Source organism: Billgrantia tianxiuensis (genome assembly GCF_009834345.1).
In the GTDB taxonomy this organism is placed as follows: domain Bacteria; phylum Pseudomonadota; class Gammaproteobacteria; order Pseudomonadales; family Halomonadaceae; genus Halomonas; species Halomonas tianxiuensis.
This window is the reverse complement of record NZ_CP035042.1, coordinates 4,818,112-4,831,199: the sequence shown is the minus strand read 5'-3', so window position 1 is coordinate 4,831,199 and position 13,088 is coordinate 4,818,112. Positions and strand designations below refer to the sequence as shown.

13 protein-coding genes and 1 pseudogene are annotated in these 13,088 nt (G+C 65.6%); 8 read left to right on the top strand and 6 right to left on the bottom strand.

Annotation, left to right across the window (positions count from 1 at the left end; all coding sequences use genetic code 11):
* Positions 1-69 precede the first annotated feature (69 nt).
* From phnC to EKK97_RS22645, 5 genes and pseudogenes are all read left to right on the top strand, one after another.
* Positions 70-876 (top strand): phosphonate ABC transporter ATP-binding protein, encoded by an 807-nt coding sequence (gene phnC, locus EKK97_RS22665; RefSeq protein ID WP_159555414.1) that lies wholly within the window; start codon positions 70-72, stop codon positions 874-876.
* A pseudogene (gene phnE / locus EKK97_RS22660) lies at positions 863-1,671 on the top strand (phosphonate ABC transporter, permease protein PhnE). The gene phnC and the pseudogene phnE (EKK97_RS22660) overlap by 14 nt, the downstream one beginning before the upstream one ends.
* Positions 1,665-2,474 carry a phosphonate ABC transporter, permease protein PhnE gene (phnE, locus tag EKK97_RS22655; protein WP_159555412.1) on the top strand — a complete coding sequence of 270 codons (810 nt, stop codon included), beginning with the start codon at positions 1,665-1,667 and terminating at the stop codon, positions 2,472-2,474. The pseudogene phnE (EKK97_RS22660) and the gene phnE (EKK97_RS22655) overlap by 7 nt, the downstream one beginning before the upstream one ends.
* Positions 2,475-2,592: 118 nt before the next feature.
* A complete protein-coding gene (locus tag EKK97_RS22650; protein ID WP_159555410.1) occupies positions 2,593-3,021 on the top strand; it encodes a host attachment protein in 429 nt (142 codons plus the stop codon).
* Between the two features lie 108 nt (positions 3,022-3,129).
* The gene (locus tag EKK97_RS22645; protein ID WP_159555408.1) at positions 3,130-5,193 is read left to right on the top strand and encodes a methyl-accepting chemotaxis protein; all 2,064 of its coding nucleotides are present in this window, start codon (positions 3,130-3,132) and stop codon (positions 5,191-5,193) included.
* 26 nt (positions 5,194-5,219) lie between these two features.
* Here EKK97_RS22645 and EKK97_RS22640 read toward each other — a convergent pair whose 3' ends face one another.
* Complete coding sequence (locus tag EKK97_RS22640) at positions 5,220-6,146, bottom strand: LysR family transcriptional regulator (RefSeq protein WP_159555406.1); 927 nt, start codon at positions 6,144-6,146, stop codon at positions 5,220-5,222.
* A 146-nt stretch (positions 6,147-6,292) separates the two neighbouring features.
* Here EKK97_RS22640 and EKK97_RS22635 point away from each other — a divergent pair, with 146 nt between their 5' ends.
* Positions 6,293-7,069 (top strand): ferredoxin--NADP reductase, encoded by a 777-nt coding sequence (locus EKK97_RS22635; protein ID WP_159555404.1) that lies wholly within the window; start codon positions 6,293-6,295, stop codon positions 7,067-7,069.
* 98 nt (positions 7,070-7,167) lie between these two features.
* Here EKK97_RS22635 and glnK read toward each other — a convergent pair whose 3' ends face one another.
* From glnK to EKK97_RS22620, 3 genes are all read right to left on the bottom strand, one after another.
* Positions 7,168-7,506 carry a P-II family nitrogen regulator gene (gene glnK / locus EKK97_RS22630; protein WP_086509163.1) on the bottom strand — a complete coding sequence of 113 codons (339 nt, stop codon included), beginning with the start codon at positions 7,504-7,506 and terminating at the stop codon, positions 7,168-7,170.
* Between the two features lie 139 nt (positions 7,507-7,645).
* Positions 7,646-8,965, bottom strand: coding sequence for an ammonium transporter (locus EKK97_RS22625; protein ID WP_159555402.1), 1,320 nt, complete (start codon positions 8,963-8,965; stop codon positions 7,646-7,648).
* A gap of 48 nt (positions 8,966-9,013) precedes the next feature.
* Positions 9,014-9,352 (bottom strand): P-II family nitrogen regulator, encoded by a 339-nt coding sequence (locus EKK97_RS22620; RefSeq protein ID WP_159555400.1) that lies wholly within the window; start codon positions 9,350-9,352, stop codon positions 9,014-9,016.
* A 290-nt stretch (positions 9,353-9,642) separates the two neighbouring features.
* Here EKK97_RS22620 and EKK97_RS22615 point away from each other — a divergent pair, with 290 nt between their 5' ends.
* Together EKK97_RS22615 and EKK97_RS22610 are read left to right on the top strand one after the other, a co-directional pair.
* Positions 9,643-9,972, top strand: coding sequence for an accessory factor UbiK family protein (locus EKK97_RS22615; protein WP_159555398.1), 330 nt, complete (start codon positions 9,643-9,645; stop codon positions 9,970-9,972).
* 75 nt (positions 9,973-10,047) lie between these two features.
* Positions 10,048-11,553: a YifB family Mg chelatase-like AAA ATPase gene (locus tag EKK97_RS22610; RefSeq protein WP_159555396.1), complete on the top strand. Its 1,506-nt coding sequence runs from the start codon at positions 10,048-10,050 to the stop codon at positions 11,551-11,553.
* A 19-nt stretch (positions 11,554-11,572) separates the two neighbouring features.
* Here EKK97_RS22610 and EKK97_RS22605 read toward each other — a convergent pair whose 3' ends face one another.
* Both EKK97_RS22605 and EKK97_RS22600 read right to left on the bottom strand, forming a co-directional pair.
* Positions 11,573-12,052, bottom strand: a complete 480-nt coding sequence (locus EKK97_RS22605) for a hypothetical protein (RefSeq protein ID WP_159555394.1) — start codon at positions 12,050-12,052, stop codon at positions 11,573-11,575.
* Complete coding sequence (locus tag EKK97_RS22600) at positions 12,046-13,029, bottom strand: alpha/beta hydrolase (protein ID WP_159555392.1); 984 nt, start codon at positions 13,027-13,029, stop codon at positions 12,046-12,048. Before EKK97_RS22600 ends, EKK97_RS22605 begins: the two co-directional genes overlap by 7 nt.
* Positions 13,030-13,088: the final 59 nt, after the last annotated feature.

Below are 13,088 nucleotides of genomic sequence, written 5' to 3'. Positions count from 1 at the left end.
CTGGCGCGTGGCGCCGGCGCCCCCGGCATGGCCGGGGGCGCACCTGTCCCTTGTACGTGAGGTGGATGAATGCTGGAAATTTCGAAACTGGTCAAGCGCTACGGCCGTGACGAGCCGGTGCTCAAGGAGCTGGATCTGACGGTGGAGGGCAGCAGCGTGGTATCCATCGTCGGTGCCTCCGGGGCCGGCAAGAGCACCATGCTGCGCTGTATCAATCGCCTGGTGGAGCCGACTTCCGGTTCGATCAGGCTCAACGGCACCGAGCTGGTGACGCTCAAGGGGCGCGAACTGCGTCGGGCCCGGCGCAAGATCGGCATGGTCTTCCAGGGCTTCAACCTGATCGATCGGCTGACGGTGATGGAGAACGTGCTGGCCGGTCGGCTCGGCTACGTCAACCTGTTTCAGGCGATCACCCGGCGCTACCCACAGAGCGACATCGAGCGCGCCTTCCAGTTGATGGAGCGGGTGGGTATCGCCCACTACGCCAACAAGCGGGCCGACGAGCTTTCGGGCGGCGAGCGGCAGAGGGTCGGCGTGGTGCGGGCGCTGATGCAGGAGCCCGAGATCCTGCTCGCCGACGAACCCACTGCCTCGCTTGACCCGCGAACCTCCGAGCAGATCATGAAGCTGCTGCAGAGCCTGGCTCACGAACTCTCGCTGCCGGTATTGATCAACATCCACAACGTGGCCCAGGCCAAGGCCTACACCGAGCGCATCGTCGGCCTGCGTCACGGGCGGATGATCTTCGACGGTGCGCCGGCTGATTTCGGCAAGGAGGCGCTCGACGCCATCTATGGTGGTATCGAGACGGCCGAGGAGGAGATCACCGCGGAGCCCGGCCGTTCGACACAAGGGGTGGCCCATGACTCCACCTGACCACGCCGGCGTGCCGCGCACCTGGCGCAAGCCGCCCTTCATTTCCAATCCAGTGCTGCGCTATGGGCTGTGGCTGGCGGTGATCGTCTACCTGGTATGGGCCTTGGGCTCGCTGCCGTTCAACTGGGCGCGCATCAGCGAGGGCCTGCCGCGGGCGGCACGTATCTTCGGCGGCGGCTTTCCGCCCAGCTTCGAGCGCAGCGGCTTGCTGATCAGCGGCTTCAAGGAGAGTTTCCAGATCGCCATCCTGGCCACCCTGCTTGGTGTGGCACTGTCGATTCCGTTTGCGGTGATGGCGGCCAAGAACGTGGCTCCCAAGCCGATCTATCTGCTCGGGCGCGCAGTGATCATCGTCTCGCGCAGCTTTCATCCGGTGATCGTGGCCATCCTCTTCGTCGCGGCGGTAGGCTTCGGGCCGCTGGCCGGTATCCTTACCCTAACGGTCTACTCGATAGGCTTCGTCGGCAAGCTGCTGGCCGAAGAGATTGAGGAGATCGACTGGGGCCAGGTCGAGGCGATGAAGGCAGCCGGGGCGGGTTACTTCGCGACCTTGGTCTATGCCGTGTTCCCGCAAATCCTGCCGCGCCAGGTAGGGCTCTCCATGTATCAGCTCGACAGCAACCTGCGCGCCTCGGCGGTGGTCGGCATCGTCGGCGCCGGGGGATCGGCGGCACCCTGATGAATGCCTTCGGTCGCTACGACTACGATTTCGCTTTCGCCATCCTGCTCACGATCATCGCCGTGATCCTGGTCAGCGAAGGCATCAGCGGCTGGGTGAGGAAGAAGATATGGTAGATCACGCCGGTGCCATGGCCGACCGCGTGTGGCGGCGCTACGATCGCAAGCAGCGCCTGATTCGCTACGCCGTGCTGCTCGTCACCGTGATGGTGGTCTACTGGGCGGTGCGCGACATCGACATCTTCTGGCCCTGGGTATGGGATGCTCCCAACCAGATCTCGAACTTGGGCGCGCGCATGTGGCCGCCCGATCCCTCGCGCTTGGCGGCCATCACCAATGCGCTGCTGGAGACGGTGCACATCGCCACGCTGGCCACTGCGCTGACGATTTTCATCGCGCTGCCGGTCTCCTATATCGCCGCCCAGAACACCACGCCCAATCGTGCCTGTCTGTGGCTGGGACGCTTCATCCTGGTCTCCAGTCGTTCGGTGAACACCATCATCTGGGCGCTTCTGTTCGTGGCCATCTTCGGCCCGGGTGTGTTGGCGGGGATTCTGGCCATCATGTTTCGCTCGGTGGGCTTCATCGGCAAGCTGATGGGCGAGGCGATCGAGGAGATCGACCGTCGGCCGGTGGAGGCCATGGAAGCCACCGGCGCTTCCAAGGCCAAGGTGATCGCCTATGCCATCGTGCCGCAGGTGATGCCGGCCTTCTTCGCCATCGTCATCCTGCGCTGGGATATCAACATCCGCGAGTCGACGGTACTTGGGTTGGTCGGTGCCGGTGGTATCGGAGTGATCCTGCAAGGGGCCATCGACACCTTCGCCTGGCCCACGGTGGCCACCATCCTGATCGCCATCATCGTGCTGGTACTGATCGGCGAAGCGGTGACGGGACTGCTGCGGCGCAAGGTGCTCTAGACAAGAGCTCTAGACAAGGGGCTTGAGGGACAGCCGGTTGACCTTCCTGGCGGCCCTTGCCATGTTGAAGTCGAGAGCCCGCCGCGGGCGTTCCCATATACTGCATCAAGGAGAGGCTATGACAACGTATATCGTGGTCGCCGATGCCGCTCGGGCGCGCGTGTTCACTCGCGATGCGCTCAAGCTCGAGGAAAAGGAAAGTCTGGTGCACGCCGAAGGGCGCCTGCACGAGGGCGATCTGGTCACCGGTACCACGGGAAGCGTCGACGAGTCGACATCCCATACGCGACGTGCCAGCCGCGGCGACAGCGTCGCCCTGGATCATGAGGCGGAGATCTTCGCCAAGCAGATTGCCGAGCGCATCTACAAGGCGCGGGTCGACAACAGCATGGACAAACTGATCCTGGTGGCCCCGCCGCGTTTTCTGGGCGTGCTACGCGACAAGCTCGATGGACCCACCACCAAGCTGATCATCCACACCCTGGACAAGGATCTGTCCAAGGCGCCGCTGAACGATATCCAGGAAGCCGTCAGCGATATGCGCTGAGCGAGCCACGACTTCCGCTCAAGGCGTGGGCGTTCTTGCCGATAAGGTAGGCATGGCTGTGAAGTTTACTTCGCTGCAACATGCTTCCCCTTTCAGCGAGAGCGCCCAATGCATCTCAAATCGATCCGTCAATTCGTGGTCCTGCTGGCCGGACCCTGCCTGTTGGCCGTGGTCGTGGCCCTGGTCGTCTATGGTCTGTTCTCCTCGGCACGTACCCAGCAGACCGTCGAAACCCATACCCGGGAACTGCTCGAGGGAGCGATCGACGAACGCCTGGCGGTGCTGGCCGATGCCGAGGCTGGCCGTATCCAGCGTGAACTCGAACACGCGCTGACCCTGGCCACCCAACTGGCCGACACCAATGCGCTGATGGGCCAGCAGGACGCCAGCGGACGTCGCGCCCTGTCCTTGAGCCGCCGCGAGCTCTCCAACCTGGTGCGTCAGAGCGTGGTCGAAAATCCCTCGTTGCTAGACGCCTTCATCGGCTGGGAGCCCGATGCCTTCGGCCGCGATGCGCTGTATGCCGACCTCGGCGAAGCCGACGGCTACGACGGCAGCGGTCGCTTCATGCCCTGGTGGTATCGCACTGGAGAGGGCCGCGTCGAGGTGCTGCCACTAGGCGAGACCATGGAGAGCACGACCGTGCTCGCCAGCGGTGTGCGCGAAGGCGAGTATTACCTCTGCCCACGCGAGACGCTCGCACCTTGCATCATCGACCCGGCACCCTACGACTATGGCGGTGAGACGCTGCTGGTTACCTCGTTCAACGTGCCGATCGTCGTCGATGGCGCGTTTCGTGGTGTCGCCGGGGTCGACCTGGCACTCGACTTCATCCAGGCACTGCTGCTCGAGGCCAACCAGTCGCTCTACGGCGGGGCGGGCGAAATGGCGCTGGTGGCGGGGCGCGGTGGCCTGGTGGCCCATACCGGCGATGCCGACCGGCTCGGTGCGGCAGCCAGCGAGACTTTCGACGCCGAGGTGCTCGGTGCCATCGAACAAGCCCGCGAACGGGGCGAGAGTGTCAGTCTGGCGCGGGCCGGCATGCTGGAGCGTTATCAGCCGTTCACCATTGGGGCTAGCGAGATGCCCTGGACGCTGCTGATCCGCCTGCCCGAGACGGCCGTGATGGGTGAGCTGACAACGCTACAGGAGGTGCTGGGCGAGCAGCGGCGCGCCGATACCCTGGGCATGGCGCTGGTCGGCCTGCTGCTGGCGGCACTGGGGCTCGCCGCCCTGTGGTGGGTGGGCACGCGCGTATCCCGGCCGCTGCGCCTGCTGGCCGAGCGCATGCGCGAGATCGCCAGTGGCAATGGCGACCTGACCCAGCGACTGCCGGTGCGCGGGCGTGACGAGAGTGCCGAGCTGGCCACCCAGTTCAATGCCTTCGTCGACAAGATTCACGACGTGCTGATCGACGTGCGCGACAGCAGCGAATCGGTACGCGTGGCGGCCAGCGAGATCGCCAGCGGCGGTGAGGACCTGTCGCGGCGCACCGAGCAGGCCGCTGCCAGCCTGCAACAGACCTCCGCCTCGATGGAGCAGATCTCGGCCACCGTCGAGCACACCTCGGCCTCGTCGCGGGAGGCCAACGGCCTGTCGAAGTCAGCCGCCGAGGTCGCCCAGCGCTCTGGCGACACGGTCGGCCAGGTGGTGGATACCATGCAGGAGATCAGTCGCTCCTCGGAGCAGATCGGCGAGATCGTCAAGGTCATCGACGGCATCGCCTTCCAGACCAATCTGTTGGCGCTCAACGCCTCGGTCGAAGCCGCCCGGGCCGGTGAGCACGGCCGCGGCTTCGCCGTGGTAGCGGGCGAAGTGCGCCAGCTCGCCACACGCAGCGCCGAGGCCTCGCGCGACATTCGCGCGCTGATCGAGGCATCCAGCCAGCGTGTCGTCAACGGCACCGAGCTGGTGAGCCGTGCCGGCGAGAGCATGGGCGAGCTGATGGCCAGCGTGAACCGGGTGGCCAACATGCTCGGCGAGATCAGCATGGCAGCTGGCGAACAGAGCGATGGCATCGGCCAGGTCAGCGTGGCGGTGGCCGACCTCGACCGCACGATCCAGCAGAACGCCGCGCTGGTGGAGGAGTCGACCACCGCCGCCGAGAGGCTCAGCGAGCAGGCTGACCGCCTGGCTCGGGTGGTGGGCGGCTTCCGCCTGCGCGATCGCTGACGGACAGAGGGTAGGAAACTAGAGGGTCAGGACACCGGCGGTAGATCGATCTCGTCGCTGCGCCTGACCCCCTCGGTCATCTGCCGGCACAGGCGCAGGAACTCGCGCATGCCGGTGGCCAGGTACTTGTGACGGTGCCAGATGAAGGCGAACTGGCGGCTCAGGTCGAGTTCCGGCGTGGGAATCGGCACCAGGCTGCCACGCCGGAAGGCATCGCGCAGCGCCAGTTTGGATACGCAGCCAATGCCGAGGCCCGATTCCACCGCTCGCTTGATCCCTTCGGTATGCTCGAGCTCCAGTAGCGTGTTGAAGCGTCCGCGCCGGTGCCGTGCGGCCTGCTCCAGGGTCATGCGGGTGCCCGAGCCCTGCTCGCGCATGATCCAGGCCTCACGCAGCAGTCGGTCGAGTTCCACCGGCCCCTGCCCGGCCAGTGGATGGCGGGGGGAGCAGAACACTGATAGTTCGTCCTCCACCCAGGGCTGGGTGATCACGTCCTCTTCCTCGCAGTGCCCTTCGATGAGCCCCAGGTCGAGCTCGTGCTGACGCACGCGGTCGATGATCTCGCGCGTGTTGCGTACCGCCAAGCGTACCCGGCTCCCCGGGTGGCGCTGCATGAAGTCACTGATCAACAGCGTTGCCAAGTAGTTGCCGATGGTCAGGGTGGCGCCCACGTCGAGCGAGCCGATGCCTTGCTGGCCATGCAGGATCTCCTCGATCTCCTCGGCACGGTCGAGCAGCGCCACTGCCTTGGGCAGCAGCTGGAAGCCCAGCGCATTGAGCCGCAGCCGCTTGCCGACACGGTCGAGCAGCTGGCAGTCGAACTGGCGCTCGAGCTCGGCCAGGGCGGTGCTGGTGGCGGACTGTGACAGGGAGAGTGCCCGTGCGGCACGGGAAACGCTCTCGTGCTGGGCGACGGCGACGAATACCTCGAGCTGGCGCAGGGTGAAGTGCATGAAATGGCTCAAATTTGATCTATATCAGGAGTATAGATAAACGATATCCATACAATCCAATTAACAGATATACCTTGCGCTCTTATAATGCAAGCAAATCGTATTGCCCTGTTCATTATTCGATTAAGGAATATTCAGGAGTCGGCATGAGCAAGTTTGCATTGGAAGACGTTCTCAGCGTCCATCACTGGAACGATACCCTGTTCAGCTTCCGCACCACCCGTGAGCGTAGCCTGCGCTTCAAGAACGGTCAGTTCGTCATGATCGGCCTGGAAGTGGACGGCAAGCCGCTGATGCGTGCTTACTCCATCGCCAGCCCCAACTACGAGGACCACCTCGAGTTCTTCAGCATCAAGGTTCCCGACGGCCCGCTGACCTCGCGCCTGCAGCACCTCAAGGTGGGCGACCAGATCATGGTCAGCCGCAAGCCCACCGGCACCCTGGTCACCGATGACCTGCTGCCGGGACGCAACCTCTATTTCCTCTCTACCGGTACCGGGCTGGCGCCGTTCATGAGCCTGATCCAGGATCCGGAAGTGTACGAGCGCTTCGAGAAGGTGATTCTCGTCCACGGGGTGCGCAGCGTCAGCGAGCTGGCCTATGCCGACTTCATTCAGAAGGAACTGCCGGCCCACGAATACCTGGGTGACGAGATCAAGGAGAAGCTGGTCTATTATCCCACCGTGACTCGCGAAGAGTTCCACACCATGGGCCGCCTCACCGACCACATCCGCAGCGGCAAGCTGTTTGAGGACACCGGTATTGCGCCGATGGACCCCAAGCAGGACCGAGCCATGATCTGCGGCAGCCCGGCGATGCTCGACGAGACCAGCGCGCTGCTCGACGACCTCGGCTTCAACATCTCGCCGCGCATGGGCGAGCCGGGGGACTACGTGATCGAGCGCGCCTTCGTCGAGAAGTGAATCTCAAGCGGTAAGCTTGGAGTAGGAAGAGAAACCCCTGGAGGCCTGGCCTCCGGGTTTTTTGCATGTCCTAAGCTGTCTGGCTTCGAGCTTCTGGCTTATACCGCATCCTTGCCGGTTTCGCCGGTGCGGATGCGAATGACCTGCTCCAGCGGGGTGATGAAGATCTTGCCGTCGCCGATCTTACCGGTATTGGCCACCTGGGTGATGGCGTCGATCACCTGCTCGACGAGGTCGTCGTCGATGGCGATTTCCACCTTCACCTTGGGCAGGAAGTCGACCACGTACTCGGCGCCCCGATACAGCTCGGTGTGACCTTTCTGGCGGCCGAAGCCCTTCACCTCGGTGACGGTGATGCCCTGAACCCCGATCTCCGAGAGCGACTCGCGTACGTCGTCGAGCTTGAACGGCTTGATGATGGCGGTCACCAGTTTCATGGTCTGTTTCCTCATGGTCGGGCAGGGTCCGCAGGTCGGACCCGGATGATACGGGAGCGGTTGGCCTCAAGCATACACCGCCCTTGGCAGGAAGAAAAAAGGCTCCCCGCAGGGAGCCTTTTGACAAGTGGGCCGAGGATCACTCCGCCTGCGGCCGGCCGATCGGGGAACCGGCAGCGTAACCGCCTGACTGCGGGCGCCCACTGCCGCCATAGACCCGGGCGACGCTGAACTCGGGATAGGCCTCCATGCCGCATTCGGCCAGGTCGACCCCTTCGTACTCCTCCTCCTCGCTGACGCGGACGCCCATGATCGCCTTGAGGATCAGCCACACCGCCAGGCTGGCAACGAAGACCCAAGCGAAGATGGCCAGTGCGCCGATGATCTGGACGCCGAAGCCGGTATCGGTCGACAGCGGTACCGCCAGCAGGCCCCAGATACCGACCACGCCGTGCACCGAGATGGCACCGACCGGATCGTCGATCTTCAGCTTGTCGAGGGTGACGATGGAGGCCACCACGATGATGCCGCCGACGGCGCCGATCAGCGTGGCACCCAGAGCGGAGGGCGCCAGCGGCTCGGCGGTGATCGCCACCAGGCCGGCCAGGGCACCGTTCAGCGCCATGGTCAGGTCGGCCTTGCGGAACCACAGCTTGGCCAGAATCAGCGCGGCGATGACGCCACCGGCAGCAGCAGCGTTGGTGTTGACCAGCACCTGGGCCACGTTGTTGGCCGAGGCCACGTCGGAGAGCTTGAGCTCGGAACCGCCGTTGAAACCGAACCAGCCCATCCACAGGATGAAGGTTCCCACGGTGGCCAGCGGCAGGTTGGCGCCGGGGATGGCGTGGATACTGCCATCCTTGCCGTACTTGCCCTTGCGCGGTCCGAGGACCAGCACGCCGGCCAGGGCCGCGGCTGCACCGGCGAGGTGCACGATGCCGGAACCGGCGAAGTCGGAGAAGCCCAGCTCGTCGAGCCAGCCCTCGCCCCAGGTCCAGTAGCCGGATACCGGATAGATGAAACCGGTCATGACCACGGCGAAGGCGAGGAAGGCCCACAGCTTCATGCGCTCGGCCACGGCACCCGAGACGATAGACATGGCGGTGGCGACGAACACCACCTGGAAGAAGAAGTCGGCGCGCATGGAGTAGTAGGGAGCATCGTCGCCGCCGGCGGTGACCGCGTCCACGCTGTTCTCGGCGCCGATGAGCACGCCCAGGTTGGGCAGAATGCCGCCAGCGTCGCTCGAATACATGATGGCGTAGCCCACCAGCAGGTACATGGTGCAGGCGATGGCGAACAGGGCGATGTTCTTGGTCAGGATCTCGGCGGTGTTCTTGGCGCGAACCAGGCCGGCCTCGAGCATCGAGAAGCCGGCGGCCATCCACATCACCAATACGCCGCATATCAGGAAATAGAAGGTGTCGAGCGCGTAGCTCAACTCTGCAAGGTCACTCATGGGAGTTCTCCATCGCTCTTGTTGCTGCTCTTGTCTTGAGGGGAGCCGTTACACGGCCTCGGCGCCGCGTTCGCCGGTACGGATACGAATCACGTCCTCCAGCGGGGTCACGAAGACCTTGCCATCGCCGATCTTGCCGCTGTTGGCGGCGCTGCAGATGGCGTCGAGCACGCTCTCGACGCGGGAGTCGTCCACGGCAACCTCGACCTTCACCTTGGGCAGGAAATCGACCACGTATTCGGCGCCGCGGTAGAGTTCGGTATGGCCCTTCTGGCGGCCGAAACCCTTCACTTCGGTCACGGTGATACCCTGAACGCCGTTGTCGGCCAGCGCCTCGCGAACGTCGTCGAGCTTGAATGGCTTGATGATGGCGGTGATGAGCTTCATCGCGTCTCTCCCTGCTGGAAATAGGGCGGCGGGGGTCGCCAGCCGGCTGTATGCCACCTTATGCGCGGATCGTGCCAATCCTTTTTAACTTTCGCGGAAACATAATGTTGCAGAGCCCTCGCGGCATGTCTTGCGCCGCAATGGCGCAGCCGGCGCTGCCGTTGTGCACCAGCGTGGTGCTGGATCGTGGTGCGGCTGCGCCATGAGGGGGCGAGAGAAGGGAATGCGCCATGGCGGGGCCTTGCGTATGCTGTAGAGCAACATGAGCAGGCCAACAGGAGAAGCGCACCATGGCGAATCAGGACCCCATCAGCCGACTGGCGCAACAGCTGGGCGAACGCCTGCAGGGAGCGGCCCAGGCACCGGAGGAATTCCAGAAGGGCGTGCAGCAGATCGTGCGCGGCGCCTTCGACCGCCTGGAGCTGGTGTCGCGGGAGGACTTCGACATTCTGATGGACGTGCTGCAGCGCACGCGGATTCGTGTCGAGGCGCTGGAGCAGCAGGTAGCGGCGCTGGAGCAGGCGCTGGCGGCTCGCGAGACGCCCGTGACCCAGGCCACCCTTACGCCGCCCGAAAGCAACGGCACGGACGAAACCAGGGCCGACGAAGCCGAGCGCTGAGCCAGCGTGGAGAGCCCGTTGCGGCATAGTGCTAGTATCTAGCCCTTACGCTAATGAACTGCGAGGGACCGCAAGATGCTGGCGATCGTTGCCACGCGGGCCGGCCTGGGGCTGGAAGCGCCCGAGGTACAGGTCGAGGTACATCTGGCCAACGGCCTGCCGGGAATGACCCTGGTGGGCCTGCCCGAGGCCGCCGTCAAGGAGAGCCGCGAGCGGGTGCGCAGCGCCCTGGTCAATGCGGGCTTCGATTTCCCCAACACGCGCAGAATCGTGCTCAACCTGGCGCCCGCCGACCTGCCCAAGGTCGGCGGGCGCTTCGATCTGCCCATCGCGCTGGGTATTCTTATCGCCTCCGGCCAAGTGCCCGGCGAAGCGGTCGAGGGTATCGAAAGCGTGGGCGAGCTGGCGCTGGACGGCCGCCTGCGACCCATCAATGGGGTGCTGCCCCTGGCGCTCGCCGCACGCAAGGCCGGGCGCAAGCTGATCGTGCCCAGGGAGAACGCCGACGAGGCGGCCCTGGCCGGCGACCTGCAGGTCCTGCCGGCCGAGCACCTGCTCGACGTGATGGCGCACCTGCTGGGGCAGAAGCCCATTGCCGCGCACCGCCTCGAGGCTCCTCCCGTTGCCGATAGCCGTGAAGGCGACCTGGCCGAGGTGCGCGGCCAGCACCAGGCCCGGCGCGCGCTGGAGATCGCTGCGGCCGGTTCGCACAACCTGCTCTTTGCGGGGCCCCCGGGAACCGGCAAGACCATGCTGGCGAGCCGCCTGCCCGGCATCCTGCCCGAACTCACCGAGGACGAGGCGCTTGAGGTGGCCGCCATTCGCTCGGTGTGCGGTCTGCCGCTGGCCGAGCAATGGGGGCGCCGGCCCTTTCGCGCCCCGCACCACACCGCCAGCGCCGTGGCCCTGGTCGGCGGTGGCTCCTGGCCGCGACCCGGCGAGATCTCGCTGGCCCACCATGGCGTGCTGTTCCTCGACGAGCTGCCCGAGTTCAGTCGTCACGTACTCGAGGTGATGCGTGAGCCGATGGAGTCGGGCCGCATCCATATCGCTCGCGCCAACCACGAGCGCCGCTTTCCTGCCCGTTTCCAACTGGTGGCAGCGATGAACCCGTGCCCCTGCGGTCACCTCGGCGATCCGCGCCAGGCCTGCCAGTGCACCGCGGCGCAGATCCAGCGCTATCAGTCGCGTCTCTCCGGGCCGCTGCTCGACCGCATCGACCTGCAGATCGAAGTGCCGGCGCTGCCGCCGGAGCAGCTCACCTCACGCGAAGTGGGCGAGAGTTCGGCTGAGGTGCGCGCCCGGGTCATGGCCGCCCGCGAGCGGCAGTACGCCCGCGGTGCGCTCAACGCCCACCTCGGCGGGCGCGAGCTGGAAGCCGCCTGCGCGCTCTCCACGGCGGATCGTGCCTGGCTGGCCGGCGTGCTCGAACGCCTGCGGCTCTCGGCGCGCGCCTACCACCGGGTGCTGCGCGTGGCGCTGACGCTGGCCGATCTTGCCGCCAAGCCGCATCCGGAGCGCGGCGAGCTGATGGAGGCGATCGGGTATCGTCAACTGGATCGGCAATTGAGGCAGAGTTAGTAAGGCTGCGGTCTGGGGGCTACAGCGCGGTGGCGTCGAAGGCGCCCTCGATCTCGGTCTGCCACAGTGCACGCTCGGCGTCGGGACGATAGAGCGACAGGATGAGGCGGTAGGGCAGCAGGTCGCGGTCGGAGAGGGTCAGACGGGGGGCAGTGGCTTCCAGGCGGCTCTCCATGCGCCACTGGTGATCGCCGCCTTCGCCGCTCATGGCGGGGCGCCAGTCGAGCACCTGGGGGCCGTCGCTTGCGCCCAGCAGGGCGCGGGTGAGGCTTTCCAGGAAGCGGTCGCTGTCGATCTCGAGGCTATTGTCCACGTCCGGGGACACCAGCAGCAGTACCTGATCCGCGGGTGGCTGCAGGGCCTCGACCTGCATGACCCGGGCGACGGCACGGTCGCTCAGGTTTTGCAGGGCACGGCGAATGGGGTCGGGTTCGGGGGGCTGGGCGGCACATCCGGCGAGAAACGCCAACAGGGCGAGCAGGGCGAGATGTCTCAGCATCGGGAGAGAGGCTCCTGGGCGATGGTCGAGAGGCCTGGTTCCAACTCGGCCAGAAACTCGTCGAGGGCGGCGAACAGCGTGGTACGAATGGGCTCGGCCTCGTTGACGAGATGATGGCGTGCGTCCGGATGGCGATGAATGCGGGCATTGGGGAATTTGCGCTCGAGCACCGTCAGGTTCCACTCCCAGTCGACGGTGAGGTCCTGCTCCCCCTGCAGGATCAGGGTCGGCAGGTCGCTCGACGGCAGGGCCAGCAGCTGAGGCATCCAACGGCGCATGGCGCTGACCCAGTTGAGCGACAGATGGCCCGGTTGTAGCGGGTCGTGCTCACGCAGGAAGGTGGCAAATTCGGCATCGGTGGAGTTCGCGCCGAAGCGTCGCGGCAGTGTCTCGACGAAGGGGCCCACCAGGGTGTGCAGCCAACCCGCCTGGGGCCAGCCGCACGGGCGCACTAGCGGCGCAAGCAGAGCCAGGCCCGACCAGCGCTCCTCGTCCGGCCGGCTCAGGGCGTCGGTGGCGAGAATGGCGGCGCCGGTGCTCTGGCCGATGCCCAGCCACGGGCGAGGGGCCAGGCCCCGGGCGTTCAACTGTTCCTGTAGCGCGTGCAGACATTCGCCGTAGTGAGCGAAGTCGTCGATGCAGGCGCGCTTGCCGCTGGACAATCCATGACCGGGCAGATCCCACAACACCACCCGCCAGCGGCGCTCCAGCAGCCGTTCCAGGAGATGGCGGTACAGGCCGAGATGATCGAAATACCCGTGTACCACGAAGGCCGTGCCGATCGGTTCCGCCGGGCTCCATACCTGGCTCCAGAGCTGGTAGCGCTGGGCATCCACGTAGCCCACGTAGAGCCCGACCTGCTCGGTGAGCAGCGGAGCCAGGCCATAGTGGGCGAGGTAGTCGGCCAGCGATGGCTCGCCCTCGGCGCGAAAGGGCGCGATCGGCCCCAGCGCCTGTAGGGGAGTGAAGTCGGTCATGGCGTTCTCCAACGGATCAAGACAGGCATTTCCCCTCGAGTCCTTTCGTCATTGGCGGC

What these genes read in the sequence shown, in the direction of transcription:
- EKK97_RS22605 (WP_159555394.1), bottom strand. Translation starts at nt 12,052, where the DNA reads ATGCTGAGACATCTCGCCCTGCTCGCCCTGTTGGCGTTTCTCGCCGGA.
- EKK97_RS22615 (WP_159555398.1), top strand. Translation starts at nt 9,643, where the DNA reads ATGGCGAATCAGGACCCCATCAGCCGACTGGCGCAACAGCTGGGCGAA.
- EKK97_RS22610 (WP_159555396.1), top strand. Translation starts at nt 10,048, where the DNA reads ATGCTGGCGATCGTTGCCACGCGGGCCGGCCTGGGGCTGGAAGCGCCC.
- EKK97_RS22620 (WP_159555400.1), bottom strand. Translation starts at nt 9,352, where the DNA reads ATGAAGCTCATCACCGCCATCATCAAGCCATTCAAGCTCGACGACGTT.
- phnC (WP_159555414.1), top strand. Translation starts at nt 70, where the DNA reads ATGCTGGAAATTTCGAAACTGGTCAAGCGCTACGGCCGTGACGAGCCG.
- EKK97_RS22640 (WP_159555406.1), bottom strand. Translation starts at nt 6,146, where the DNA reads ATGCACTTCACCCTGCGCCAGCTCGAGGTATTCGTCGCCGTCGCCCAG.
- EKK97_RS22650 (WP_159555410.1), top strand. Translation starts at nt 2,593, where the DNA reads ATGACAACGTATATCGTGGTCGCCGATGCCGCTCGGGCGCGCGTGTTC.
- glnK (WP_086509163.1), bottom strand. Translation starts at nt 7,506, where the DNA reads ATGAAACTGGTGACCGCCATCATCAAGCCGTTCAAGCTCGACGACGTA.
- EKK97_RS22625 (WP_159555402.1), bottom strand. Translation starts at nt 8,965, where the DNA reads ATGAGTGACCTTGCAGAGTTGAGCTACGCGCTCGACACCTTCTATTTC.
- EKK97_RS22645 (WP_159555408.1), top strand. Translation starts at nt 3,130, where the DNA reads ATGCATCTCAAATCGATCCGTCAATTCGTGGTCCTGCTGGCCGGACCC.
- EKK97_RS22635 (WP_159555404.1), top strand. Translation starts at nt 6,293, where the DNA reads ATGAGCAAGTTTGCATTGGAAGACGTTCTCAGCGTCCATCACTGGAAC.
- phnE (WP_159555412.1), top strand. Translation starts at nt 1,665, where the DNA reads ATGGTAGATCACGCCGGTGCCATGGCCGACCGCGTGTGGCGGCGCTAC.
- EKK97_RS22600 (WP_159555392.1), bottom strand. Translation starts at nt 13,029, where the DNA reads ATGACCGACTTCACTCCCCTACAGGCGCTGGGGCCGATCGCGCCCTTT.